General features: G+C 67.5%; 25 protein-coding genes. 23 read left to right on the top strand and 2 right to left on the bottom strand.

Translation table 11 applies throughout. The annotated features are described in order from the left end of the window. Positions 1-66: 66 nt before the first annotated feature. Positions 67-507 (bottom strand): hypothetical protein, encoded by a 441-nt coding sequence (locus tag VHA82_RS15075; protein WP_325545096.1) that lies wholly within the window; start codon positions 505-507, stop codon positions 67-69. Between the two features lie 274 nt (positions 508-781). On the opposite strand from VHA82_RS15075, the gene argB reads away from it, so the two are divergent. The 6 genes from argB to VHA82_RS15105 all read left to right on the top strand — a co-directional run bounded on the left by argB (position 782) and on the right by VHA82_RS15105 (position 5,832). Continuing rightward, complete coding sequence (argB, locus tag VHA82_RS15080; protein ID WP_325545098.1) at positions 782-1,672, top strand: acetylglutamate kinase; 891 nt, start codon at positions 782-784, stop codon at positions 1,670-1,672. Positions 1,673-1,744: 72 nt separating this feature from the next. Continuing rightward, positions 1,745-2,446: a response regulator transcription factor gene (locus VHA82_RS15085; RefSeq protein WP_325545100.1), complete on the top strand. Its 702-nt coding sequence runs from the start codon at positions 1,745-1,747 to the stop codon at positions 2,444-2,446. A gap of 33 nt (positions 2,447-2,479) precedes the next feature. Beyond that, positions 2,480-3,871, top strand: a complete 1,392-nt coding sequence (locus VHA82_RS15090) for an ATP-binding protein (protein ID WP_325545102.1) — start codon at positions 2,480-2,482, stop codon at positions 3,869-3,871. A gap of 118 nt (positions 3,872-3,989) precedes the next feature. Next, the gene (gene slmA, locus VHA82_RS15095; RefSeq protein WP_325545104.1) at positions 3,990-4,628 is read left to right on the top strand and encodes a nucleoid occlusion factor SlmA; all 639 of its coding nucleotides are present in this window, start codon (positions 3,990-3,992) and stop codon (positions 4,626-4,628) included. A 43-nt stretch (positions 4,629-4,671) separates the two neighbouring features. Beyond that, a complete protein-coding gene (gene pdeM, locus VHA82_RS15100) occupies positions 4,672-5,358 on the top strand; it encodes a ligase-associated DNA damage response endonuclease PdeM (RefSeq protein ID WP_325545106.1) in 687 nt (228 codons plus the stop codon). A 138-nt stretch (positions 5,359-5,496) separates the two neighbouring features. Continuing rightward, complete coding sequence (locus VHA82_RS15105) at positions 5,497-5,832, top strand: hypothetical protein (protein WP_325545108.1); 336 nt, start codon at positions 5,497-5,499, stop codon at positions 5,830-5,832. A gap of 18 nt (positions 5,833-5,850) precedes the next feature. Here VHA82_RS15105 and VHA82_RS15110 read toward each other — a convergent pair whose 3' ends face one another. Continuing rightward, the gene (locus tag VHA82_RS15110; protein WP_325545110.1) at positions 5,851-7,365 is read right to left on the bottom strand and encodes an altronate dehydratase family protein; all 1,515 of its coding nucleotides are present in this window, start codon (positions 7,363-7,365) and stop codon (positions 5,851-5,853) included. A gap of 107 nt (positions 7,366-7,472) precedes the next feature. On the opposite strand from VHA82_RS15110, the gene VHA82_RS15115 reads away from it, so the two are divergent. From VHA82_RS15115 to VHA82_RS15195, 17 genes are all read left to right on the top strand, one after another. Beyond that, a complete protein-coding gene (locus VHA82_RS15115; protein WP_325545112.1) occupies positions 7,473-8,207 on the top strand; it encodes an SDR family oxidoreductase in 735 nt (244 codons plus the stop codon). Then, the gene (locus tag VHA82_RS15120) at positions 8,204-8,950 is read left to right on the top strand and encodes an SDR family NAD(P)-dependent oxidoreductase (RefSeq protein WP_325545114.1); all 747 of its coding nucleotides are present in this window, start codon (positions 8,204-8,206) and stop codon (positions 8,948-8,950) included. Before VHA82_RS15115 ends, VHA82_RS15120 begins: the two co-directional genes overlap by 4 nt. Positions 8,951-8,972: 22 nt before the next feature. Beyond that, positions 8,973-9,824 carry a fumarylacetoacetate hydrolase family protein gene (locus VHA82_RS15125; protein ID WP_325545116.1) on the top strand — a complete coding sequence of 284 codons (852 nt, stop codon included), beginning with the start codon at positions 8,973-8,975 and terminating at the stop codon, positions 9,822-9,824. A 122-nt stretch (positions 9,825-9,946) separates the two neighbouring features. After that, on the top strand, positions 9,947-11,527 hold the full coding sequence (locus VHA82_RS15130; protein ID WP_325545119.1) for a M10 family metallopeptidase: 1,581 nt from the start codon (positions 9,947-9,949) through the stop codon (positions 11,525-11,527). A gap of 107 nt (positions 11,528-11,634) precedes the next feature. Then, positions 11,635-12,225: a hypothetical protein gene (locus tag VHA82_RS15135; RefSeq protein WP_325545121.1), complete on the top strand. Its 591-nt coding sequence runs from the start codon at positions 11,635-11,637 to the stop codon at positions 12,223-12,225. A 400-nt stretch (positions 12,226-12,625) separates the two neighbouring features. Continuing rightward, complete coding sequence (locus VHA82_RS15140) at positions 12,626-13,693, top strand: dihydrodipicolinate synthase family protein (protein WP_325545123.1); 1,068 nt, start codon at positions 12,626-12,628, stop codon at positions 13,691-13,693. 105 nt (positions 13,694-13,798) lie between these two features. Continuing rightward, entirely contained in the window at positions 13,799-14,809 is a 1,011-nt protein-coding gene (locus VHA82_RS15145; protein ID WP_325545125.1) for a tripartite tricarboxylate transporter substrate binding protein, read from the top strand. Further along, a complete protein-coding gene (locus VHA82_RS15150) occupies positions 14,806-15,372 on the top strand; it encodes a tripartite tricarboxylate transporter TctB family protein (protein WP_325545127.1) in 567 nt (188 codons plus the stop codon). The genes VHA82_RS15145 and VHA82_RS15150 overlap by 4 nt, the downstream gene beginning before the upstream one ends. Positions 15,373-15,397: 25 nt before the next feature. Next, positions 15,398-16,933 carry a tripartite tricarboxylate transporter permease gene (locus tag VHA82_RS15155; protein ID WP_325545129.1) on the top strand — a complete coding sequence of 512 codons (1,536 nt, stop codon included), beginning with the start codon at positions 15,398-15,400 and terminating at the stop codon, positions 16,931-16,933. A gap of 9 nt (positions 16,934-16,942) precedes the next feature. Continuing rightward, on the top strand, positions 16,943-17,788 hold the full coding sequence (locus VHA82_RS15160) for a sugar phosphate isomerase/epimerase family protein (RefSeq protein ID WP_325545131.1): 846 nt from the start codon (positions 16,943-16,945) through the stop codon (positions 17,786-17,788). Then, positions 17,785-19,203, top strand: coding sequence for an enolase C-terminal domain-like protein (locus VHA82_RS15165; RefSeq protein ID WP_325545133.1), 1,419 nt, complete (start codon positions 17,785-17,787; stop codon positions 19,201-19,203). Before VHA82_RS15160 ends, VHA82_RS15165 begins: the two co-directional genes overlap by 4 nt. A 77-nt stretch (positions 19,204-19,280) precedes the next feature. Next, entirely contained in the window at positions 19,281-21,071 is a 1,791-nt protein-coding gene (locus tag VHA82_RS15170) for a peptide ABC transporter substrate-binding protein (RefSeq protein WP_325545135.1), read from the top strand. Positions 21,072-21,093: 22 nt separating this feature from the next. Further along, the gene (locus VHA82_RS15175) at positions 21,094-22,053 is read left to right on the top strand and encodes an ABC transporter permease (protein WP_325545137.1); all 960 of its coding nucleotides are present in this window, start codon (positions 21,094-21,096) and stop codon (positions 22,051-22,053) included. A gap of 16 nt (positions 22,054-22,069) precedes the next feature. After that, positions 22,070-22,966, top strand: coding sequence for an ABC transporter permease (locus VHA82_RS15180; protein ID WP_325545139.1), 897 nt, complete (start codon positions 22,070-22,072; stop codon positions 22,964-22,966). Further along, positions 22,967-23,947, top strand: coding sequence for an ABC transporter ATP-binding protein (locus VHA82_RS15185; RefSeq protein WP_325545141.1), 981 nt, complete (start codon positions 22,967-22,969; stop codon positions 23,945-23,947). Next, positions 23,944-24,948 (top strand): dipeptide ABC transporter ATP-binding protein, encoded by a 1,005-nt coding sequence (locus VHA82_RS15190; RefSeq protein WP_325545144.1) that lies wholly within the window; start codon positions 23,944-23,946, stop codon positions 24,946-24,948. Before VHA82_RS15185 ends, VHA82_RS15190 begins: the two co-directional genes overlap by 4 nt. A gap of 82 nt (positions 24,949-25,030) precedes the next feature. Then, positions 25,031-25,243, top strand: a complete 213-nt coding sequence (locus VHA82_RS15195; protein ID WP_325545146.1) for a hypothetical protein — start codon at positions 25,031-25,033, stop codon at positions 25,241-25,243. The last annotated feature ends 24 nt before the right edge of the window (positions 25,244-25,267 follow it).

The raw sequence follows: 25,267 nt of genomic DNA on the forward strand, positions 1-25,267 counted from the left end.
GTCGGACTTCAGCCGGCACGGCGCATCGGAATTCGGCCGGCGCGAACATCGAAAGCAACGGGTCCCTCATTGCCCGTCATACGCGACATACCAGACGCCGCCTTCTTGTCTCCACACCGTTTCGTGGGTCGTCCGAGTGCTCACCTGTCGCAGTGTCACAGTCGCCATCCGGCCGCTCGAGTCGATCCTCACGTTCACGACCTCGCTTTGCCCGAGGCCCTGCGCGGCGCTCTTCCACCACGCGCTCCTGCGCTGCCGCTCGCCTTCGGACAGTGCAAGCAATCGATAGGCATCCGTGGCGTCGCCCCTCGAAGCGGCCGATACGAGCTCTTGCGCCCGCAGCTCCAGCGCGCGCGAATTCGTGGGCCAGCCGAACCATCCGACGTACGCGCCGCATGCGATCACGAACGGATAGATGAGCCACGCGAAGTCGAAGGCGCGATGACCATCGACTGGCTCCGCGGCGCTTCGAGGCGCCTGCGCCGGGGGCTGTGGCCGGGTGTCCATGCTGTTCTCCTCGCCGAGGTCGGCGGCACTGCGCGAGAACTCCCTGGCCTTCCCGGCCGCGGACCGGTCGAGACGCCGGCACGAAACCGGGCTCGATCCCTCCGGAGCGGGCAGGGCGGCGTGGATCATGCCGGAGGCGGGTTCCGAATGCAATGCGAGATGGAGAGCCCCGGCGAATCCGCTCGCGCGGTGGCAGCCGAATCCGGGCGCGAAGCTCCAGCGGGGGGCATCGGCCGATTGCGGCACAATCCGCGCGAACATCCGAGCGCATGCGATGACCACTTCCACTCCCATCTCTCCGCGGGACAAGGCGGAGATCCTCGCGCAGGCACTGCCCTACATCCGCCGCTTCCACGGCAAGACGATGGTCATCAAGTACGGCGGCAACGCCATGACCGATCCCGAACTGCAGGCGGACTTCGCCGAAGACGTCGTGCTGCTGAAGCTGGTCGGCATCAACCCCGTGGTCGTGCACGGCGGCGGCCCGCAGATCGAGCAGGCGCTCAACCGGCTCGGCAAGAAGGGCGAGTTCGTCCAGGGCATGCGGGTCACCGATGCGGAGACCATGGAGGTCGTCGAATGGGTCCTGGCCGGCGAAGTGCAGCAGGACATCGTGGGTCTCATCCACCAGGCCGGCGGCAAGGCCGTGGGCCTCACGGGCCGCGACGGCGGCCTCATTCGCGCGCGCAAGCTGAAGATGGCCGACCTGCAGGACCCGCGGAAGGAACACGACCTGGGCCAGGTGGGCGACATCGTCGCGATCGACCCGGCCGTGGTGCAGGCTCTGCAGGAAGACCGCTTCATTCCCGTCGTGAGCCCGATCGGCTTCGGGGAGAACAACGAGAGCTACAACATCAACGCCGACGTCGTGGCCGCCAAGCTCGCGATCGTCCTTGGCGCCGAAAAGCTCGTGCTGCTCACCAATACGCCCGGCGTGCTCGACAAGTCGGGCAAGCTCCTCACCGATCTGTCCGCGCGCGAGATCGACGAACTCTTCGCCGACGGCACGATCTCGGGCGGCATGCTGCCCAAGATCGGCGGCGCGCTCGACGCGGCCAAGAGCGGCGTGAACGCGGTACACATCATCGACGGCCGCGTGCCGCATGCGATGCTGCTCGAGATCCTCACGGATCAGGCATACGGCACGATGATCCGCTCGCACTGAAAAGGCGCTCGGCGGCTTCGCGGGCGATCCCGCGCGCCGGCCGTCCCCCGGCGCCTGAGGGACAATACCGCCATGCGCCTGCTCCTCGTGGAAGACGACGTCCTGGTGGCGAGCGGCATCAAGCTCGGACTCACGAACGCGGGCTACGCCGTCGACTGGGTCGGCAACGCGGAGCGCGCGGAGGAGGCGCTGCGCCAGGAACCATTCGATATCGCCATCATCGACATCGGCCTGCCGCAGATGAACGGTCTCGAGCTCACCCGGCGCCTGCGCAAGCCCGACATGGCGAATCCGTCGATGCCGGTGCTGATCCTCACCGCGCGCGACGCATTGCAGGACCGCGTGCAAGGCCTCGACCTCGGCGCCGACGACTACATGGTGAAGCCCTGCGAACTGCCCGAGCTGCTCGCGCGGCTGCGCGCGCTGCTGCGGCGTTCGCAGGCCGCGACGTCGGCGGTGCTGTCGTTCGGGCCGATCGAACTCGACACGGCCAACCGCCGTGCCTACGCGAGGCGCGACGGCCAGGAGCTTCCGATCGACCTCGGCCCGCGCGAGTGGACGGTGCTGGAATACCTGATGATCAACGCCCCCAAGCCCGCCGGGAAGGACAAGCTGCTGCAGGCGCTCACCGGCTGGGACAAGGAGATCACGCCCAACGCGGTGGAGGTCTATATCTCGCGGCTGCGCGGCAAGCTCGAGCCGCATGGCGTGGCGCTGCGGTCGATCCGCGGGTTCGGCTATCGGCTCGAACTGCGCGCGGCGGATGGCCAATAGGCGCCAGGGTGGCGGCGGGACCCGGTCCATCGCATGACGGCCACGCGCAAGGTCCTCGGCATCGCCTCCGGCCTGCGCCGCCGTCTCGTGGTGATGCTGATCGCGCCGCTCATCGCGCTCGCGCTTGCCAACGCGTGGTTCGACTGGCGCTCCGCTGACAACGTGGCCGAAAAGCAGGACGAGCGACTGTTCGCGCTCGAGCCGCTCTTCGCCGATTCGGTGATCAGCGCGGGCACCGCGCCGGGCGATCCGCCCGTGATGCTGCTCGCGCCCGGGGTCGAGGAGTTCCTGAAGGAATCGCATTCGGCCTACGCCATCCTCGACCCCGACGGCAAGGTGCTTCGGGGCGCCGACTGGCTCGCGGGCATCGTGCCCGCATCGAGCGAGCCCGAGTTCCACAGCGAGGAGCGGCGCGGCATCACATGGCGCATCGTGGCGCAGCGGCACCAGACGGTGCTGGGCCAGATCGCCGTCGTCGTCGCCGACGGCTCCGATCCGCGCCAGCAATGGGCGAGCGCGATCGTCTTCAAGGTGCTGCTGCCCAACCTCGTCCTCGTCGCGGCGGCGGCGCTCGCCGTGCGCTGGGCCGTGTCGCTCGCGCTGAAGCCGCTCATCGAGCTGACAGCGGCAGTGGAAGGCCGCTCGCCGCGCGACCTGAGCGCGATCGACGACAGCGCGTCGCCCAGGGAGGTGCGCCCGCTCGTGGATTCGCTCAATCGCCTCTTCGCGCTCGTGAATGCGCAGGCCGAAAGCCAGCGCCGCTTCGTCGCCGATGCCGCGCACCAGTTGCGCACGCCGCTCGCGGCGCTGCAGTCGCAGGTGGAGGCCTGGGCACAGGCCGCTGCGCAATCGCGCGAAGCGAGGCTCGAGCTGCCCGCGAGCGAGATCGAGCAGTTGCGCCACGCGACGCGCCGCACGTCCCAACTGGCCAACCGCTTGCTCGCGCTGTCGCGCGCCGACTCGAGCGGGATGCAGTCCGAGCCGCTGCGGCCGGTGGAGCTGAAGGCGCTGTGCGAGTCGATCCTCGAGTCGCATCTCGACGCGGCCGAGGCGAAGCGTATCGACCTCGGCCTCGAGGCGCGGCCTGCGTCCGCGATGGGACACGACTGGCTCCTGCGCGAGCTGCTCGCGAATCTCGTGGACAACGCGATCCGCTATACGCCCGAAGGCGGCACGGTGACGATCCGCTGCGGCCCGCTCGCCGACGCCGCGTTTCTCGAGGTGGAGGACGACGGCCCGGGCGTGCCCATCGAGGAACGCGAGCGCATCCTCGAGCGCTTCTATCGGCTGCCGGGCACGCAAGGCGAGGGCACGGGGCTCGGCCTCGCGATCGCCGCCGAGATCGCGCGCGTGCACCGCGGCCAGCTGCAGTTGCAGTCGGGCGCGGCCGGCCGCGGCTTGAAAGTCACGCTCGTCCTGCGGTGATTCGCGGTTCCGTGATGCGATCGAGCCGCGCCTTCGTGCACGCCGCCGCCATCCCCTCGCCACAGGGAAAATCCCTGTCCGGCAGTGTGCGAGAATGGCCCGGCATCAACACCCGCCCATGTCCGACGCCGACATCAGCTCCAACGAGATGGCCGCCGCCGAATCGGTGGCGGCGCCCCGCAAGCGCCCCAAGCCAGGGGAACGCCGGGTGCAGATTCTGCAGGCCCTGGCCACCATGCTGGAACAGCCGGGGGCCGAACGCATCACCACCGCGGCGCTCGCGGCCAAGCTCGATGTGAGCGAGGCGGCGCTTTACCGCCATTTCGCGAGCAAGGCGCAGATGTTCGAAGGACTCATCGAGTTCATCGAGCAGAGCGTCTTCACGCTCATCAACCAGATCACCGAACGCGAGCCCGCGGGCGCGCAGCAGGCCGCCCGCATCGTCGCGATGCTGATCCAGTTCGCCGAGAAGAATCCGGGCATGACGCGCGTGATGGTCGGCGACGCGCTCGTGTACGAGAACGAACGGCTGCAGCAGCGCATGAACCAGTTCTTCGACAAGGTCGAGGCGTCGCTTCGCCAGTGCCTGCGCGAAGCGGGCGAGGCGCAGCAAAGTGCCACGCCCACGGTGGAAGCGCAGGTGCGCGCCTCGATGCTCACGTCGTTCATCGCCGGGCGGCTGCAGCGGTTCGCGCGCAGCGGCTTCAAGCGCGCGCCTTCGGAGCATCTCGAGGCGAGCCTGAAGCGGATGGTGTGACAGGCACGCGGGCGGGGTGCCCGTCGGCTACCCCGCCGATCCCATGCTGCGCATTACCCTCGCAGGCCAGAGCGTCCTGCTTCACCCGACCGGAGCCGCGTTCCTCTGCGAATCGCGCACGCTGCTCATCGCCGACGCGCACTTCGGCAAGGCGGTGAGTTTCCGCAGACTCGGCGTGCCCGTGCCGCGCGGCACGACGACCGAAACGCTCGCGAGGCTTTCGCAGGCGATCGCCGATACGCAAGCGAGCCACGTCGTCTTCCTCGGCGACTTCCTGCATTCGGTGCGCTCGCATGCGAGCGGCACGCTCGCCGCGCTTCACGCATGGCGGCAAGCGCACGCGCAACTTGCCATGACGCTCGTGCGCGGCAACCACGACGACCGCGCGGGCGATCCGCCCGCGACGCTGCGCCTGGAGATCGTCGACGAACCGTTCGTGGCGGGGCCGTTCGCGCTGTGCCATCACCCCGAGCCGGTGTCCAGCCGCTACGTGATCGCGGGCCACTGGCACCCCTGCATCAGCGTGTCGGGGCGCGCGTTCGAAACGCTGAGGCTGCCGTGCTTCTGGCTCGGCGACGACACGGGCGCCTTGCCTCATCAGGCGGTGGGCGTGCTGCCCGCCTTCGGCAGCTTCACCGGCATGCATCGCATCGACCCGCGCGCGGGCGATCGCATCTTCCCTGTCGCGGATGGCGTCGTGCGCGCGCTGCCGGCGCTGCCTCTGCCATAGGCCGGCGATAGCCATCGCGGTAGGCCGCGAGCCTACAAGCGGGATCGGTGCGCGCTGGCGAAGAGCGCCGCGTCCGGCGCGTGCAATAAGCACTATCACAGCACCATCACAGCACCACCGATTTTGAAGGAGAGCATCATGCATGCACTGAAGACAGGTTGCGCGCTCGCCGCGCTCGCCGCGGTTCTGGCCGCGCCCGCGATGGCGCAGAGCACCGTGCAGTCGTCATCCGGGGCGACGGTCGGCTCGGGCGCCGGGATCGCGGTGACGCCGGGTGTTCCCGCCAATCCGATGATCTCGTCCACAAGCAGCCAGGCCAACCGGTTGAACAGCGTGGCGTCGAGCGACACGAGCGTGCTGGGCGGCCCGGGCGTGACGACCACGACGACCGTCGCGGAGTCGCACTGGGTACGCGTGCCGCCGAACGTGGAGTCGCGGCTCGACTTCCGCCGCTGGCTGCGCCTGAAGGATTGAAGCGCCCCCCGCCCCGGTTCACATCACCGCGCCGACCTGCCACGGCACGAACTCGTTTTGCCCGTAGCCGTGCAGCTCGCTCTTCGTCGCGCGGCCCGAGGCGGTGGCAAGCACGAGCTCGAAGATGCGCTGTCCCATTTCCCGAATCGAGGCGAGGCCGTCCACGATCTCGCCGCAGTTGATGTCCATGTCTTCCTGCTGCCGCTGCCACAGCGCCGTGTTGGTGGCGAGCTTCAGCGAAGGTGAAGGCGCGCAGCCGTAGGCCGAGCCGCGTCCGGTCGTGAAGCAGATGATGTTCGCGCCGCCCGCGACCTGCCCGGTCGCGCTCACCGGGTCGTAGCCCGGCGTGTCCATGTACACGAAGCCGTGCGCCGCCACGGGCTGCGCGTACTCGTAGACCGCCTGCAGGTTGGTCGTGCCCCCCTTGGCGATCGCGCCCAGCGATTTCTCGAGGATCGTCGTGAGGCCGCCCGCCTTGTTGCCGGGCGAGGGATTGTTGTTCATCTCGCCGTCGTTGATCTTCGTGTAGTGCTCCCACCACTTGATGCGCGAGACGAGCTTTTCGCCGACCTCGCGCGACACGGCGCGCCGCGTGAGCAGGTGCTCGGCGCCGTAGATTTCCGGCGTTTCGGACAGGATCGCCGTGCCGCCATGCGCGACGAGGATGTCCACGGCCGCACCGAGCGCCGGATTCGCGCTGATCCCGGAATACCCATCCGAGCCGCCGCATTGCAGCCCGATCGTGATGTGCGACACGCCGCACGGTTCGCGTTGCACGCGGTTCGCCTGCGGCAGCATCGCGTTCACGAGCGCGATGCCCTTCTCCACGGTCCTGCGCGTGCCGCCCGCATCCTGGATGTTGAAGACGCGCAGCGTGTCGCCTTCTCGCAGGCTCGAATGCGCGAGCCAGGCGTTGATCTGGTTGGCTTCGCAGCCGAGTCCGACCACCAGCACCGCCGCGAAGTTCGCGTGCGTCGCATAGCCCGCGAGCGTGCGCTCGAGGATGTGCATGCCCAGGCCCTCGGTATCCATGCCGCACCCCGTGCCGTGCGTGAGCGCGACGACGCCGTCGACTTGAGCAAAGTCCTGCAGCGCGGCGGGGTTGCTGCGGCGCGAGAAGTGATCCGCGATCGCGCGCGCCACGGTCGCCGAGCAGTTCACGCTGGAGAGGATGCCGATGAAGTTGCGCGTGGCGACGCGGCCGTCGGCGCGGCGAATGCCCATGAAGGTGGCGTCGCGCTTCGGCGGCTCGGCCTTCGCGTCCGCGCCGAACGCGTAGTCGCGCTCGAACTCGCCCATGGCGAGGTTGTGCGTGTGCACGTGCTCGCCGGCGGCAATGGCTCGCGCGGCGAAACCGATGATCTGGTTGTAGCGGCGCACGGGCTCGCCGGGGGCGATGTCGCGTGTCGCGACTTTGTGGCCCGGCGGGATGAGGCCCCTCGCGGTGACGTTCTCGACGGCCGTGCCGCCGAGGAGTTGCCCGCGGGCGATGACGACGTCGTCGCCGGGATGGAGTCGAATGAAAGGTGTCATCACGGTCTCCTCGGTTCGGCGTTCGCCGCCCTGCGGCCTTCCACTTCGGGCCCATTATGATGGGACGGGATTGCGAAGGCCGCATCCGGCGCATCCAAGGAGACACGATGAGACTCGAAGGCAAGGCCGCGCTTGTCACCGCCGCGGGCCAGGGCATCGGCCGCGCGAGCGCGCTTGCGCTCGCCGCCGAGGGCGCGCAAGTGTGGGCCACCGACCTCAACCCGAGACTGCTCGATGGGTATGAAGGCATCGACGGCGTGCGCGCGGTGCAGCTCGACGTGCTGGACAAGGACGCGATCCACAAGGTGATCTCCGCCATGCCCGCCGTCGACGTGCTCTTCAATTGCGCTGGCTACGTGCACAGCGGAACGGTCCTGCAGGCGACCGACGAGGAATGGAATTTCGCGCTGAACCTGAACGTGCGTTCGCAGTACTGGTCCATCCAGGCGGCGGTGCCGCGAATGCTTCGCTCGGGCGGCGGCAGCGTCATCAACATGGCGAGCGTGTGCTCGAGCATCAAGGGCCTGCCGAACCGCTTCATCTACGGCATGACGAAGGCCGCCGTGATCGGCCTCACGAAGAGCGTGGCCGCCGACTACGTGGCCGACGGCATCCGCTGCAACGCGATCTGCCCGGGCACCGTGGATACGCCTTCGCTTGCGGACCGCATCAACGTGAATGCCGATCCCGAAGCCGCTCGCAAGGCCTTCATCGCGCGCCAGCCGATGGGACGGCTCGCCACGGCCGAAGAGATCGCGCCGCTCGTCGTCTACCTCGCAAGCGACGAGTCGGCGTTCGTCACCGGACAGGCGTACTGCGTGGACGGCGGCATCACGATATGAACCGGCTCGATTTCAATGGCCGCCACGCGATCGTGACGGGCGGCGCCGCGGGGTTGGGTTTCGCGATCGCGCAGCGCCTGGCCGCTTCGGGCGGCGCCATCACGATCTGGGATCGTGACGAAGTGGCCGGCACCGCCGCTGCCATGGAGCTCGGCGGGGCGGCTTCGTTCGTCGCCGTCGACGTGGCGAACGAGGCGAGCGTGCAGCGCGCGATGAAGGCGACGCTTGCCGTCTCGGCGCGCGTCGATGCGCTGGTGACCAGCGCCGGCATCACCGGGCCCAATGCGAAGCTGTGGGACTATCCGCCCGATGCCTGGCGCAAGGTGATGGATGTCAATCTCACCGGCCTCTTTCTTTGTTGCCGCGCGGTGGTGCCGGCGATGCGCGAAGCGAACTACGGCCGCATCGTGAACATCGCCTCCGTGGCGGGCAAGGACGGCAATCCGAACGCGAGCGCGTACAGCGCGAGCAAGGCGGGCGTGATCGCGATCACGAAGTCGCTCGGCAAGGAACTCGCCGACAGCGGCATCCGCGTGAACTGCGTGACGCCCGCGGCGGTGAAGACGGCGATCTTCGACCAGATGACGGCCGAACACATCGCGTTCATGCTCTCGAAGATCCCGATGGGGCGCTTCGGTGCGCCGCAGGAGATCGCGGCCCTCGTCGGCTGGCTTTGCACCGAGGAGTGTTCGTTCTCCACGGGCGCGGTGTTCGATCTCTCGGGCGGACGATCCACTTACTGACTGCAAAGAAGGAAAGCATGCAATGAAACTCGTGCGCTACGGCAATCCGGGACGCGAAAAGCCCGGGCTCATCGATGCCGACGGCCGGCTGCGCGACCTGAGCCCGGTCGTGGGCGACATCGGCCCGCTGCAACTCGGGCAGCCGGGGCTTGCGAGGATTCGCAAGGCGAACACGGCGAAGCTTCCGCTCGTGCGCGGCAAGCCTCGCCTCGGCTGCCCGGTCAGCGGCGTTGGCAAGTTCATCGCGATCGGCCTGAACTACGCCGACCATGCCGCGGAATCGGGCGCGCCCATCCCCAAGGAGCCCGTGGTCTTCACGAAGGCGACGAGCTGCATCCAGGGGCCGAACGATCCGGTGATGCTGCCGCGCGCATCGGTGAAGACCGATTGGGAAGTGGAACTCGCGGTCGTGATCGGCACGCGCGCGCGCTACGTGCCCGCGAAGGATGCGCTTGCGCACGTGGCGGGCTACACGATCTGCAACGACGTGAGCGAGCGCGAATACCAGCTCGAAAAGCCCGGCGGCCAGTGGGACAAGGGCAAGGGCTGCGATACCTTCGGGCCCCTGGGGCCCTGGCTCGTGACCGCGGAGGAGATCGAGAACGTGCAAAAGCTCGACATGTGGCTCGACCTGAACGGCGAGCGCATGCAAACCGGCAATACGCGCACGATGATCTTCAACGTCGCGAAGCTCGTGAGCTACGTGAGCCACTTCATGACGCTGCTGCCTGGCGATGTCCTCACGACCGGGACTCCACCGGGCGTGGGACTGGGCATGAAGCCGCCGAAGTACCTGAAAAAGGGCGACGTGATGACGCTCGGTATCGAGGGGCTCGGCGAGCAGCGGCAGGAGGTCATTGGTTTCAAGCCGTAGCTCTGCGTGAATTTGTCTCCAACGGCTGTGCCGTGCGCGAGCCCGTCCGTCTCGATCGTAGCGCCTGGCGGCGAGTTGACTGACAATCCCCGGTTCAGTATCCAGTGGACTCGGGAACCAGCATGACTCTGCCGGTGTGGACGCAGGCCCAGGTGATCGCCCAGCTCGACAGCGGGATGAGGTGGACGGGCCAGAACATCATCACGTACGCGTTTCCGAGCACCGTGCTCGGGATGCAGAGCGCCGACTCGAGCGAGTTCGCGGGCTTCCAGGCGGCCGACAGTGCGACTCAGGCGTCGATGAAGCTCGCGCTCGAACTGTGGGACGACCTGATCGCCCCGAATTTCGAGCAGACGAGTTCCATCACTTCGGACATCGAAGTCGCCTTCTCGTCGACCATGAGCGACTTCGCGCACACATACTTCCCGAACTTCGGCAGCACCTGGCTGAACAGCGCGTTTTCGAGCGGCATCAACAATCTGAAGGGCGCGCAGCCCGGCAACTACGGCTTCACGACCTACGTGCACGAGCTGGGGCATGCGCTGGGGCTCGAGCACATGGGCGACTACGACGGCGCCGCTTTCTCGCCCTCGTCCTTCCAGGACTCCACGGTCTTTTCGGTGATGTCGTACTTCGGACCGAACGGCCCGTATTTCAGCAGCGGCGTCCAGGGCGCCGACTGGACGATCGGCAGCAACGGCGCGGAAGTCGATCCGCAGACGCCGATGCTCAACGACATCCTCGCCATCCAGTCGATGTATGGCGCGTCCACGACGACGCGGCTGGGCGACACGGTCTACGGCTTCAACAGCAACATCACGGGCGCGACGAGCGCGATCTACAACTTCGCGCAGAACCCGAACCCGGTCCTTGCGATCTACGACTCCGGCGGCAACGACACGCTCGACTTCAGCGGCTTCTCCGCGCCGGGGACGATCAACCTCGACGCGGGCAGCTTCAGCGCCGTGAACGCGATGACGAACAACATCGCGATCGCGTACGACACGACGATCGAGAACGCGATCGGCGGCGCCGGCTCGGACACGATCGTCGGCAACGCAGTCGCGAACGATCTGCAAGGCGGCGGCGGCGACGACTCGCTTGCGGGCGGCGCCGGCGACGACACGCTGGAAGGCGGCAGCGGCAACGACACGCTCGATGGCGGCGCGGGGCTCGACCACGCGATTTTCAGCGGCACCCTCGCGAGCCACACCGTCATATGGAACCCGGCCGCGTCCAACTGGCGGGTGCAGGTCGTGCCGACCGATTCGGACATCGTGACCACCGGCACCGAACGGCTCCAGTTCTCCGACCACGGGCTCGCGCTCGATCTTTCGGGTAATGCGGGCGAAGTGGCCAAGGTGCTCGGCGCGGCCGCCGGTGCCTGGTGCGTGGGCAACGCCAGCGTGGTCGGCGTCGCGCTCGGTCTCGTGGATGGGGGGATGAGCGAAACCGACCTGATGCAACTCGCGCTGAACGTCGTGCTGGGACCGCAGGCGAGCCACGCAACCGTGGTGCAGACGCTCTACACGAACGTGGTCGGTGCGCCTGCCGACTCGATCATGCTCGCCACGCTGACCGGCCTCCTCGACAGTGGCGCGCAAACCCCCGCGAGCCTGGGTGTCCTGGCCGCCGAGACCGGGATCAACGCGGTGCACATCGGCCTCAGCGAACTGATGACGACCGGCCTGGAATACGTCTGAGCCAGACGGCCGGCGGCGAGGCTCTGAAACAATTTGAGATAATTTCGCGAATGCTGTAACATTCGCTTGGGGAGCCAGTACAACGAGCTGGAAGCCTGGAGGAGCAGATGGGCCAAGGACTGAAAGGGCGCATCCGCGACGCACTCACGCCCTGGTCGGCGCGGTTGCGCATGATCGAGGAGGCGAGCGTCCGGTTGCTGATGGACGTGGGCATCCGATGCTCCGTCAAGGCTTATCGCGTGCTGGACGGCAGCGACACACTGCTGCTCGTCGAGCTGCGCGCCGAGCGGCTCGAATGGAACCAGGAGCGCATCGACGCGGTGTCGGCCTACCTCGTGAAGGGGCTGAACAAGGCCATCGACGTGCGGCTCGACTGGGGCGACATGCTGGTCACCGTGGCCGGCCCGACCAGCGGCGTGGCGCTACCGCAGAAGTGGATCCTCGAGCGGCTGCAGGCGGTCTCGCACAAGTCGACGCCACCCGAGCAGATTCACGGCAAGCTGCGCGATCTGGACGAGGAGCGCGAGCCCCCGTCCAGCAGACCGGGCCTCATGGACGACGTGAGCTCGGGGCTGGAAGTGAGCGAGTCGGAAGTGGACTGGAATTCCTACGGGCCGACCGAGCCCGCGAAGCTCTCGCCCAATTCCCTGCCACCTCCGCCGCGCGGCAAGAGCGCTGCGGGCGCCAAGCCACGCTGACGCGGGCTCGAGAGGTCGGCCGCGCGAGCTCCCGCCGCAGCGCAACGCGCGGCGACGCCTTGCATCGCGCACAGCACGCCTCGGCGTTCAGGATCGCACGTGGAAAAGCCGCGGGTGGAAGCCGCTTCACGAATCATCGATGGAGTGTGCATGGTGGCCTCCTCGCAGGCCGTGTCAGTCCCTGATTCTTTCGCAGGCGGCCACCGTGCGCCAACACATCGGCGAACGAATTGGGCGTTGTCCTACACGCAGGGCGCGCGTCTCGGTGCTTTCGTTGTAAGACCGACCGTCCTGGCTTTAATTCACCAATTCGTTAATAATGTCCGCCTGCTTTGTGGGGCAAGCCCGCGCACCACGAACTGCGCGACGGGCAATACTGAAACACTGAAAGCGCGAATCCATGCACTGGTCCGACATTTCTCCCGAACGGCTTGCCGTCCTGCGGCGTGGCGCCGCGATTCCCGCGCACCTGCTCGCACTGGATGCCGAGCGCAAGCTCGACGCGAGACGGCAGCGCGCGATGACGCGCTACTACCTCGACGCGGGCGCGGGCGGCGCGGCCGTGGGCGTGCACTCCACGCAATTCGCGATCCGCGACGCCGGCCTCTACGAGCCCGTGCTGGAGCTTGCGATGCGCACCGCGCGCGAATGGGTCCCGCTTGGCGGCGAACGGCCGCTCTTCATGGTGGCGGGCCTGGCGGGACGCACGCCGCAGGCAGCGCGCGAAGCGGGCATCGCGCGGGGACTCGGCTATGACGCGGCGCTCCTGAGCCTCGCGGCGCTTGCGGGATCGAGCGAAGACGAGCTCGTCGCGCACTGCCGCGCCGTCGCCGAAGCGATGCCGCTCGTGGGTTTTTACCTGCAGCCGGCGGTGGGCGGCATGCACCTCCCAGCATCCTTTTGGCGCCGCTTCGCCGAGATCGACAACGTGGTCGCGATCAAGATGGCGCCGTTCAACCGCTATCGCACGCTCGACGTGATCCGAGGCGTCGTGGCCGCGCGCGCCGAGGAGCGGGTGACGCTTTACACCGGCAACGACGATCACATCGTGCTGGACCTGCTCGCGCCCTTCACCTTCATGCGCGACGGCGAGCCGGTCACGGTGCGCGTCAAAGGCGGGCTGCTGGGCCACTGGAGCGTCTGGACGCGCGCAGCCGTGCAGTTGCTGGAGCGTATTCACGCGGCGATCGAGGCGGGGCACGTGACGCCCGAGTTGCTCGCGCTGGATGCACAGGTCACCGATTGCAATGCCGCGCTCTTCGACGTGGCGCACGACTTCCACGGGTGCATCGCGGGGTGCCATGAGATCCTGCGGCGGCAGGGATTGCTGCAAGGCACGTGGTGCCTCGATCCCGGCGAGGGGCTGAGCGAAGGCCAGGCGACAGAGCTCTCGCGCGTGGCGCGCGACTACCCGCATCTCACGGACGATGCGTTCGTCCGGGAGAACCTGCAAAGATGGCTCGAGTGACAACGCAAGGGCTGCCCTTCGGTTTCTCCACCATTGACAGTGCCGCGATGGAACCCGTACAGTCATAATTCACCAAATCGGGAATTAATGCCCCTGGAGACAACCATGCAGAAACGCTTCTTTCTCTCGGCCGCTGCCGCGGCAGCGCTCATCGCGGCAGCCGGGCCCGCCGCCGCGCAGAACTGGAAGCCGACCCACCCGATCAACCTGATCGTGCCTTGGGCCGCCGGTGGCTCCACCGACCAGGTGACGCGTGTCGCCGCCGCCGAACTGGAGAAGGCGCTCGGCCAGACCATCGTCATCGTGAATCAGCCGGGCGCCTCCGGCGCGATCGGCACCAAGAGCGCGCTCGACGCACCGAAAGACGGCTACACCTGGACCGCCGGGGCCGCGCAGGACCTGGGCACCTACCAGACGCTCGGCTCCGTGAACACGAGCATCCATGACTGGCACCTCTTCCTGAACGTCGCCAACATCCAGGTGATCGGCGTGAACCCGTCGCGGCCGTGGAAGAACGCGAAGGAATTCATCGACGACATGAAGGCCAAGCCCGGGCAGATCAGCGTCGCGACGGCGGGCGTGACCTCCGCCGGCCACAACGCGATGGACTTCATCGTGAAGGCCACCGGCGTGAAGTACAAGGAAGTGAGCTACGACGGCGGCAACCCGGCCGTGGTCGCCACCGTCTCGGGCGAGGCCGATGCCACGACCCAGCTGGCCGTGGAGCAGGCCGACATGATCCGCGGCAAGCGCCTGCGCCCGCTCGCCACCGTGAGCGACAAGCCGGTCGAGCTCGAAGGCTACGGCATCATCCCGCCGCTGTCGGACACGATCAAGGGCTTCAATGCGCCCGCGAACTACTTCGGCATCTTCATCCCCAACGGCGTGCCCGACGACGTGGTGAAGACCGTGGAGCGCATCTGGCGCGACGTGATCCCGAAGAGCGAGGCGCTCAGGAAATACGCGACGAGTCGCGGGGCGCTCTTCAATCCGCTCTACGGCGACGCCGCGCAGAAGGCCGTGTTCCCCGCGATCCAGGCCAACGCGTGGAACCTGCACGCGAGCGGCAAGACCAAGGTGTCGCCCGACACGGTGGGCATCCCGAAGCCGCAATGACCGAAGGCGTAGCCAGCGCCGCCGCGAACGAGGCGACCCAGCACGGGGACGACGGGCGGCAGCACCCGCGCACCGACTTGCGCGGTGCGGTCCTCTGGATCGCGCTGGGTGTCGCCGTGCTCGTGGGCTCCATCACCATGGACCGGCTCGAATCGCAGAACATCAATCCGTACACGGTGCCGGGCCTCCTGCCCGGCTTGCTGGGCCTGGCCATGATTCTGCTGGGCAGCGCGCTGGCCGTGCGCAGCGTCGAACGCGGGGCGCTGAAGCTCGCGAAGCCGCCCGCCGATGCGCTCGCGCGCGAGGAGCGCAAGCGCGTCGCGGTCGTCACGAGCCTGTGCGTCGGCTACGGCGTCGTGCTGATCGGGCACGGCCTGCCGTTCTGGCTCGCCTCCAGCATCTACGTGTTCGCATCGATCCTCGTCATGCAGCGCATGGCGAGCGAACCGGCCGAGCGCCGCATCACGCTTCGCCTCGTCCTGAAGGCGCTCGCGATCGCGGTGGCCGCTTCCGTCATCACCCAGGCGGTGTTCCAGGACCTCTTCCTGGTCCGGCTGCCGTAATCGTTTTTCTCCTCCAGCGTTTCCCATGATGCAAGGACTGTCCGACCTCGGCGAGGCGTGGCTCAGCTTCATGCACCCGATGACGCTGCTCTACGGCCTGGGCGGCGCATTCGTCGGCATCGTGATGGGCATCCTGCCCGGCCTCTCTGCGACGCTCGCGATCGCCTTGCTCACCACGCTCACGATCAAGCTGCCGGCGAACCAGGCGATCCTCGTGCTGATCTGCTCGTACGTGGGGGCGCTCTACGGCGGCTCGCGCACGGCGATCCTTTTGAACATCCCCGGCACGGCGGCGAATGCGGCGTCCTGCGCCGACGGCTATGCGCTCGCGAAGCAGGGCCAGGCCGGGCGCGCGATCGGCATCGCGACCTCGGGCGCTTTCGTCTCCACGCTGATCGGCGTGGTTTGCCTTGCGCTCTTCACGCCGATGCTGGCCGAAGTGGCGCTGCAGTTCGGCGCGTTCGAGTTCTTCTGGCTCGCGCTCTTCGGCGTGACGATGTCGGGCAGCATCGTCGGGCAGGACCCGCTCAAAGGCTGGCTCATGGGCCTGCTCGGGCTCTTCCTTGCACAGGTGGGGCAGGAGGGCCTCTATGCGTACAACCGGTTCACTTTCGGCTGGGACGAACTCGCGGGTGGCTTCGCGCTCATCCCCGCGCTCGTGGGCGCGTTCGGCCTCGCGGAAGTGCTCACGACGCTTTCCGATCCCATCGAGCGCAGGATCGAGGACCTGCGGGACTCGGTGCTGCCGCGCTGGCGCGAAATCTGGATCTACCGCTGGACCGTGCTGCGCTCCGGCGTCATCGGCGTGCTCACGGGGCTGCTCCCCGGCGTGGGCGAAGACGCCGGCGCATGGATGTCCTATGCGGCCGCCAAGGCCGTGAGCCGGGAAAAGGAGAAGTTCGGCAAGGGATCGATCGACGGCCTCATGGCCGCCGAGACGGGCGACATGTCTTCCGTGCCGGGCCATATCATTCCCTCGCTCGCCCTCGGCATCCCGGGCTCGGCGCCTTCGGCCGTGCTGATGGCCGCGATGATCATCCACGGCGTGCAGCCCGGCCCGATGCTCATGATCGAGCATCCGCACTTCATCTACGAAGTGGTCGCGATGACGACGCTTGCCACCATCACGATCCTGCTCTTCGGGCTCTTCGGCGTGCGGCCGCTGCTGCACATCCTGAAGGTGCGCCGCGCGATCCTGATGCCGATCGTGTTCCTGCTGTGCGTCGTGGGCGCCTTCGCTACCGCCTCGCGCCTCTTCGACGTCTATGTGATGATCGTGATCGGCGTGCTCGCCTTCTTCCTCAGAAAGCGCGGCTACGAGATGGCGCCGCTCGTGCTGGGCCTCGTGCTCGGTCCGCTGCTCGACAAGAGCCTGCGCCGCGGACTCGTGTTGTCCGACGGCAGCCTCGTGCCGTTCTTCACGCGGCCCATCGCGCTTGCATTCGCCGTCGTCACGATCTTCACGATCCTGCTGTACGTCCCGCCCGTCAAACGCGGCCTGAATCGCGTGAAGTCCGCCGTGTTCGGCACTGTGCGCTCGCTCTTCGCACGCCGCGCCTGAAAACCCCCAATGCACATCGCACTCTGCAACGAAGTCCTGCAACCGCTCGCGTTCGCCGAGCAATGCGCTCTCGCCGCGCAACTGGGCTACGACGGCCTGGAAGTCGCGCCTTTCACGCTGGCCGAAGACCCGATGACGATCAGCGATGCGCAAGCGGGCGAATTCCGGCGCATCGCGATCGACCACGGCCTTTCCATCGACGGGTTGCACTGGCTGCTCGTGGCGCCGCCGGGCCTGTCCATCGTGAGCGGCGACGAAGCGGTGCGCGATCGCACGGCATCGGTGATGGAACGCCTCGTGGAGCTCTGCGCGGCGATGGGCGGACGGTATCTGGTGCACGGTTCTCCGAAGCAGCGCAGCGTGCCCGCGGACGCGACGCGCGAGGAAGCGTGGTCGCGCGCTCGGGAGTGCCTGCGGCGCGCGGCGAGCCGGGCCGAATCGTGCGGTGTCGTCTATTGCATCGAGCCGCTCGCGCGACGCGAGACCGACCTCGTCAACACGGTGGCCGAGGCCATCGAGATGGTGGAGCAGATCGCCTCGCCCGCCTTCAAGACGATGATCGACTGCAGCGCCGCGGGGCGCACCGAAAGCGAGCCCGTGCACGAACTGATGGCACGCTGGATGCCCACGAGCCACATCGCGCACGTGCAGGTGAACGACCCGAATCGCCGCGGGCCGGGGCAGGGCGATCTGAAATTCGCGCCCATCCTCCAGACGCTGGCACGAATGCGCGCGCAGGGCCACTACACAGGCATCGTCGCGGTCGAGCCTTTCGACTACGTGCCCGACGGGCCGGGCTCCGCCGCGCGCGCCATCGGCTATCTGCGCGGCGTGACGGAAGGAGTCGGTGCATGACGACCGCAGCTCCCCGCTTCACGGTGCGCGAGATCGAGCTGTACGAGCGGCCGGTGAAGCTGAGGCTGCCGTTTCGCTTCGGCGTGGTGACGCTCACGCACTCGCCGCAGGCGTTCGTTCGCGCGCGCATCGAACTCGCGGGCGGCCCGAGCGCCTGGGGCGCGGCCGCGGAGATGATGGCGCCCAAGTGGTTCGACAAGAACCTCGCTCTCACCAACGAGCAGAACTTCGAGCAGTTGAGGCAGACCCTGCGCGATGCGCGCGAAGCGTATCTGGCGGACGCGTCGCCGGCGACCGGGTTCGGCCACTTCGCGCGCAACCACGACGACTGCCTGAAGCGCGGCGCGGCGCGGGGCTTCAACCCGCTTCTCGCCGGCTACGGGCCGGCGCAGGTGGATCGCGCGGTGCTCGATGCGCTTGGCCGCGCGCTCGGCCTATCGTTCTATCGCGCGATCCGCGAGAACGCGGTGGGCATCGACGAGCGCCTGCGTCCGGAATTCGCGGGGCTCGGCATCGAGGCCTTTCTGGCGCGGCTGCGTCCCGCTTCCTCCATCGAGGCGCGGCATACGGTGGGCCTCGTGGATGCGATCACGTCCCAGGACTCGACCCAGCGGGTGAACGACGGCCTGCCCGAGACGCTGGAGGAAGTGGTGCGGACCTACGGCCACCGCTACTTCAAGCTGAAGGTCGCGGGCCGCGTCGATGCCGACCTCGCGCGGCTCGAAGCGATCGCGGCCGTCCTCGACCGGTCGGGCGAACCGTATTTCGCATCGCTGGACGGCAACGAGCAGTACGAGAGCCCCGAAGGCGTGGCGCAACTCGTGAGCGGCATCCGCGAGCGGCCGCGCCTTGCGCGCCTGTGGCAATCGATCCTCTTCATCGAGCAGCCCATCGCCCGCAAGACGGCCCTGCAGGTCGACCTGCGCGCGGCGGACCTTGGCAAGCCCGTCATCGTCGACGAGTCCGACGGCGAGCTGGACAGCTTCGTCGTGGCGCGCCGCCACGGCTACAGCGGCATTTCCTCCAAGACCTGCAAGGGGTTTTACAAGTCGCTCCTGAACGCGGCGCGGTGCGCGGCGTGGAACCGTGAAGAGAACGCCGAACGCTATTTCATGTCCGCCGAGGACCTGACGACGCAGGCGGGCCTTTCGGTGCAGCAGGACCTCGCGCTCGTGAATCTCCTTGGCGTGCGGCACGTGGAGCGCAACGGCCACCACTACGTGAACGGCCTCGCGGCCGAGCCCGAGGGCGAGCAGCAAGCGTTCCTCCAGGCGCACCCCGACGTCTACGTGAGAAGCCACGGCGCGGTGCGCCTGAAGATCGAATCGGGGCGCATCGCCCTCGGCTCGCTCGATTGCACCGGCTTCGCCAGTGCGGCGATGCCCGATTTCGGGCGGATGACGCGCCTCTATTAGCGTTTGCACTGAGGCCCCCCGGGCGGCGTCTGGCGCATTCTTTGCTGTCTTCCAAACAGCCACCGAAGGAGTGCGTCATGCAAGAACACGAAATACGGGATCTCGTCGAAGAAGTGCGCTCCGGCACCCTGCCGCGCCGCGGCTTCATCCAGCGGATGGTGGCCGTGGGGCTGACCGCGCCGATGGCCAGCATGATGCTCATGCACTACGGCGTGGCGCAGGCGCAGCCGATGCCCGCCTACAAGCCGACCAAACGCGGCGGCGGCGGCCCGCTCAAGATCCTGTGGTGGCAGGGCCCGACGCTCCTGCAGCCGCACTTCGCCAACGGCACCAAGGACCAGGAAGGCTCGCGCATCTTCTACGAGCCGCTCGCCGTGTGGGACAACGACGGCAACCTGATCCCCATTCTCGCGGCGGAGATTCCCTCGCGCGAAAACGGCGGCGTCGCGGCCGACGGCCGGTCCGTCACGTGGAAGCTCAAGCGCGACGTGAAGTGGCACGACGGCCAGCCGTTCACCGCGGACGACGTCGTCTTCACCTGGGAATACGCGAAGGACCCCGCCACGGCCGCCGTCACCGCCGCCGTGTACAACGAGATTTCTGTGGCCAAGGTCGACGCCAATACGGTGCGCATCACCTTCCCGAAGCCCACGCCTTTCTGGGCCCAGGCGTTCGTGGCGGACACCGGCATGATCATCCCGAAGCACGTGTTCGGCCCCTTCATCGGCGCGAAGTCGCGCGAAGCGCCGGCCAACCTGAAGCCTGTGGGCACGGGGCCGTACAAGTTCGTGGACTTCAAGCCCGGCGACATCGTGCGCGGCGAGATCAACACGGGCTACCACATGCCCAACCGCCCGTACTTCGACTCGATCGAGATGAAGGGCGGAGGCGACGCGCCATCGGCGGCGCGCGCGGTGCTGCAGACGGGCGAATACGACTACGCCTGGAACCTGCAGGTGGAAGACGAAGTGCTCAGGCGCCTCGAAGACGGCGGCAAGGGCCAGGCGACGATCTCGCCCGGGGGCAACATCGAATTCATCCAGCTGAACGTCACCGACCCGTGGAACGAAGTCGACGGCGAGCGCGCGAGCGTGAAGAGCAAGCACTTCGCGTTCAGCGACCCGCTCGTGCGGCAGGCGATGATGCACCTGTGCGACCAGAATTCCATCCAGAAATTCCTCTATGGCCGCACCGGCATCGCGACCGCGAATTTCCTGAACAATCCCCCGCGCTACCGCTCGCCCAACAACAAGATCGACTTCAACCTCGACCGCGCGAATGCGCTGCTCGACCAGGCCGGCTGGAAGAAGGGCGCCGACGGCATCCGCGAGAAGGGCGGACGCAAGTTCAAGATCGTCTACCAGACCTCGGTGAATTCGCTGAGGCAAAAGGAGCAGGCCGTCATCAAGCAGGCCTGCCAGAAGGCCGGCATCGACGTCGAGCTGAAGTCGGTCGTGGCTTCCGTGTTTTTCTCCTCCGACGTCGCCAACCCCGACACCTACAGCAAGTTCTGGTGCGACATGCAGATGTACACCACGACGCAGACCAACCCCGACCCCGAGCGGTTCATGGACCAGTACATCACGGCCCAGATCTCGTCGAAGGCGAACAAATGGCAGGGCCGCAACATCGCGCGGTACAGCAACCCGGAATACGACAAGGCCTACGACCAGGCGAAGGCGGAACTCGACCCCGCCAAGCGCGCGGCGCTCTTCATCCACATGAACGACCTGGTGGTGCAGAGCCACGCCGTGGTGCCGCTCGTGAACCGGCCGAAGGTGCAGGGCGCCAACCTGAAGCTCGTGGCGATGCCTTCGGGCTGGGATCTCGATCTCTGCCTGATCCAGAACTGGTACCGCGAAGCCTGAGGAGAGAGTAGAGGGATTCGCCGTGGGCCGCTACCTCCTGCGGCGACTCTTGATCGCGGTGCCCAGCCTGCTGGGCATCAGCGTCGTCCTGTTCACGATCCTCGCGCTCGCGCCGGGCGACCCGTTCTCCGAACTCGCGACCAACCCGAACGTCCCGGCCGAAGTGAAGCTCGCGCTGCGCGCGAGCCTCGGCCTGGACGACCCCGTGTACCAGCGCTACTTCCGCTGGCTCTGGGCGATGCTGCACGGCGACTGGGGCTTCTCTTTCATCAGCCGCGTGAACGTCGACACGCTCATCATGCAGCGGGTGACCGTCACGCTCGCGATCATCGGCTCGTCGCAGGTCCTCGCGCTCGCGATCGCGTTGCCGGTGGGCATCTATTCGGCGGTGAAGCCGTATTCGTGGTTCGACCGCATCGCGAGCACGCTCGCGTTCATCGGCTTTTCGCTGCCGACGTTCTTCACCGGTCTTCTGCTCATCCTGCTTTTTTCCATCAAGCTGCACTGGCTGCCGTTCGTGTTCCGCGCGGACATCAGCGCGAGCGGCTGGTGGTGGTGGCAGGAACAGATCAGGCAGTCGATCATGCCGGTGCTCGTGCTCGGGCTCTTCCAGGCCGCGAGCTGGACGCGCTACGTGCGCTCGGCCATGCTCGACGTGATCCGCCTCGACCACGTGACGACTGCGCGCAGCAAGGGGCTTGCCGAGCGCGTGGTGGTCATGAAGCACGTGGTGCGCAACGCGCTCATTCCCGTGGTGACGCTCGTGGCGCTCACGATGCCCGCGGTCTTCGGCGGGGCGATCGTCACCGAGCAGATCTTCCGCATCCCGGGGATCGGCTCGCTTCTCATCGACGCCGTGCTGCGCAACGACACCCCTGTCATCATGGCGGTGACCTTCGTGTTCGCCTGCCTCGTGATCCTCTTCAACCTCATCGCCGACCTGCTCTATGGATGGCTCGATCCCCGCATCAGCTATCGCTGAGCCTGCAGAGGCGGCCGTGGAGGTCGCGAAGCCGCGCTCGGTGTCGCCGTGGCGCGAAGCGTGGCGGCGCTACCGGCGGCACAAGCTCGCGCTCGCCGGGCTCATCGTGCTCGTGGCGATGTTCGCCGCCGTGCTGATCGGGCCCGTCTTCTGGAAAGTCGCGATCAACGACATCGACTTCTCCGCGCGGCTCACCCCCCCGAACTGGCAGCATCCGTTCGGCACCGACGATCTGGGCCAGGATCTGCTCGCACGCATGATGTACGGCGGGCGCATCTCGCTCGCCGTGGGCCTCGCGGCGATGGGGATGTCGATCCTCGTGGGCGTCACCATCGGCTCGATATCGGGCATGGCGCGCGGCAGCGTGGACGCGGCGCTGATGTGGCTCACCGACCTCTTCCTGTCGCTGCCGCAGCTGCCGCTTCTGCTGCTGCTCATCTACCTCTTCCGGGAATCGCTCAAGTCGGTGTTCGGCCCCGAAGTGGGCATGTTCATCCTCATCGTGCTCGTGATCGGAGGCTTTCGCTGGATGCCGGTCGCGCGGCTCGTGCGCGCGCAGTTCTTCTCGCTGCGCGAGAAGGAATTCGTCGAGGCGGCGCGCGCGCTCGGCGCGAGCACGATGCGCCAGGTCGTGCGGCACATCCTGCCCAATGCGCTCGGGCCGGTGATCGTCGCCGGCACGATCGACGTGGCCGCCGCGATCATCGCGGAGTCGACGCTGTCGTTCCTCGGTCTCGGCTTTCCGCCGGACGTGCCGACCTGGGGCCGCATCCTCTTCGACGCGAAGGACCAGATCGACATCGCGGCCTTCTGGGCGCTTTTTCCGGGCGCCGCGATCTTCTTCACCGTGCTCGCGATCAACTTCGTGGGCGACGGATTGCGCGACGCGCTCGACCCGCGGAGAGTGATGTAGATGCCCCTTCTGGACATCAAGGGCCTGAAAACCCACTTCAAGACCGACGACGGCTGGCTGCATGCCGTCGACGGCGTCGACATCTCCGTGGACAGCGGCGAGACCGTGTGCGTGGTCGGCGAGTCGGGCTGCGGCAAGTCGGTGACGGCGATGACCGTGCTCAAGCTGATCCCCATGCCGCCCGGGCGCATCGTCGCCGGCGAGGTGCTGTGGCAGGGGCGCGATCTCGTGCCGCTCGACGCCGAGGGCATGCGCAAGATCCGCGCGAAGGAAATCGCGATCGTGTTCCAGGAGCCGATGACGTCGCTGAACCCGGTGTACACGGTGGGCGAGCAGATCGCCGAAGCGGTGCGGCTGCACAGCGGCTACAGCAAGCGCTCGGCCATGGACCACGCGGCCGAGATGCTGAAGCTCGTGCAGATTCCGCAGCCCGAACAACGCATCCACGACTATCCGCACCAGTTCTCCGGCGGCATGCGCCAGCGCGTGATGATCGCGATGGCGCTGTCGTGCAACCCGCGCCTGCTGATCGCCGATGAGCCGACCACCGCGCTCGACGTGACGATCCAGGCGCAGATCCTCGAGCTGATGCAGGAGCTGAAGGAGCGCATGGGCATGGCGATCATGCTCATCACGCATGCGATGGGCGTGGTGGCCGAGATGGCGCAGCGCGTGGTCGTGATGTACGCGGGCAAGGTCGTGGAGGAAGCGCCGGTGAAGGAGCTCTTCGCGCATCCGCGGCATCCGTACACGCAGGGCCTCATCCGCTCGATCCCGCGCATCGACCTCACGAAGACCGAGCGCGGGCGGCTGGAGGCGATCCCCGGCACGGTGCCGAAACTCATCGCGCCGCGCGAGGGCTGCCGCTTCGCCGCGCGCTGCAAGTACGCGATGCCCGCCTGCCGCGAAGCGACGCCGCCGCTGCGCGAAGTCGCGCCGGGGCACAAGGTCGCGTGCATCCTCGAAGAGGCGCCGCGATGAACGCGGTGCTGAAGCCCGAGGACGCGCCCGCCGAGCCGCTCCTGAAAGTCCGCGATCTGGTCAAGCACTATCCGCTGAAGGGCGGCGTCTTCAAGCGCGTGGTGGACAAGGTGCATGCCGTGGACGGCGTGAGCTTCGACCTCGCGCAGGGCGAGACACTGGGCCTCGTGGGCGAATCGGGCTGCGGCAAGAGCACCACGGGCCGCTGCATCCTGCGGCTGATCGAGCCCACCTCCGGCGAGGTGTGGTTCGACGGCAAGAACGTGATCGCGCAGGACCGTTCGCAATTGCGCGCGCTGGCGCGCGACATGCAGATCATCTTCCAGGACCCGTATGCGTCGCTCAATCCGCGCATGACGGTCGGCTCGATCATCGGGGAGGCGCTCGCCATTCACAAGCTCGCGGCCAACGCGAAGGCCGCGACGGACCGCGTCGTCGAGCTGCTGGAGATGGTGGGCCTCAACCCCGACTACCTGCGCCGCTACCCGCACGAATTCTCCGGCGGGCAGCGCCAGCGCATCGGCATCGCGCGCGCGCTGGCCGTGAGCCCGAAGCTGGTCGTGTGCGACGAACCCGTCTCGGCGCTCGACGTGTCGGTGCAGGCGCAGGTGATCAATCTGCTCGAAGACCTGCAGGAAAAGCTGCAGCTCACGTATCTCTTCATCGCGCACGACCTCTCGGTGGTCGAGCATTTCAGCGATCGCGTGGCGGTGATGTACCTGGGCCGCATCGCCGAAATCGCGCCCGCGCGCGAGCTCTACAGGCGGCCGCTGCACCCCTACACCGAAGCGCTGCTCTCCGCGGTGCCCGTGCCCGACCCGGAAGTGAAGCGCCACCGCATCATGCTGAAGGGCGACGTGCCGAGCCCGATTCATCCGCCCACGGGCTGCCGGTTCCACACGCGTTGCCCGATCGCGCAACTGCCTTTGTGCAGCACCGAGACGCCGGTGTTGAAGGACGCGGGCGAAGGGCACATGGTGGCTTGCCACTTCCGCGGCTGAATTCCCCGCTTGCGCGGGAATTGACGGGCAAGGGGACTTAAGATGACGCCCGGGCGCCAATGCCCGAGCGAAAGACACGGCCATGACCCTCGAGCAATACAACGACGCGGTGAAGAAGATTCTCGCCGACCAGCAGAGCATCGCGCAGTCGACGGCGCAGCTTGCGATGTCGGGCAAAGCCTATCCCGGCGACGCGGAGTTCGGCCAGCTCATGGCGAAGCAGTGGACCCTGATCCAGGAGATGGCGAAGCTCAACACCGAGATGATGCTCGGCGTGATGCAGGCCAGGAAGTAGGGCCCACGCCCGGCCGGCGGCCGC

Origin of the sequence: Ramlibacter sp., assembly GCF_035548915.1 — a bacterium.
Lineage (GTDB): Bacteria > Pseudomonadota > Gammaproteobacteria > Burkholderiales > Burkholderiaceae_C > Ramlibacter.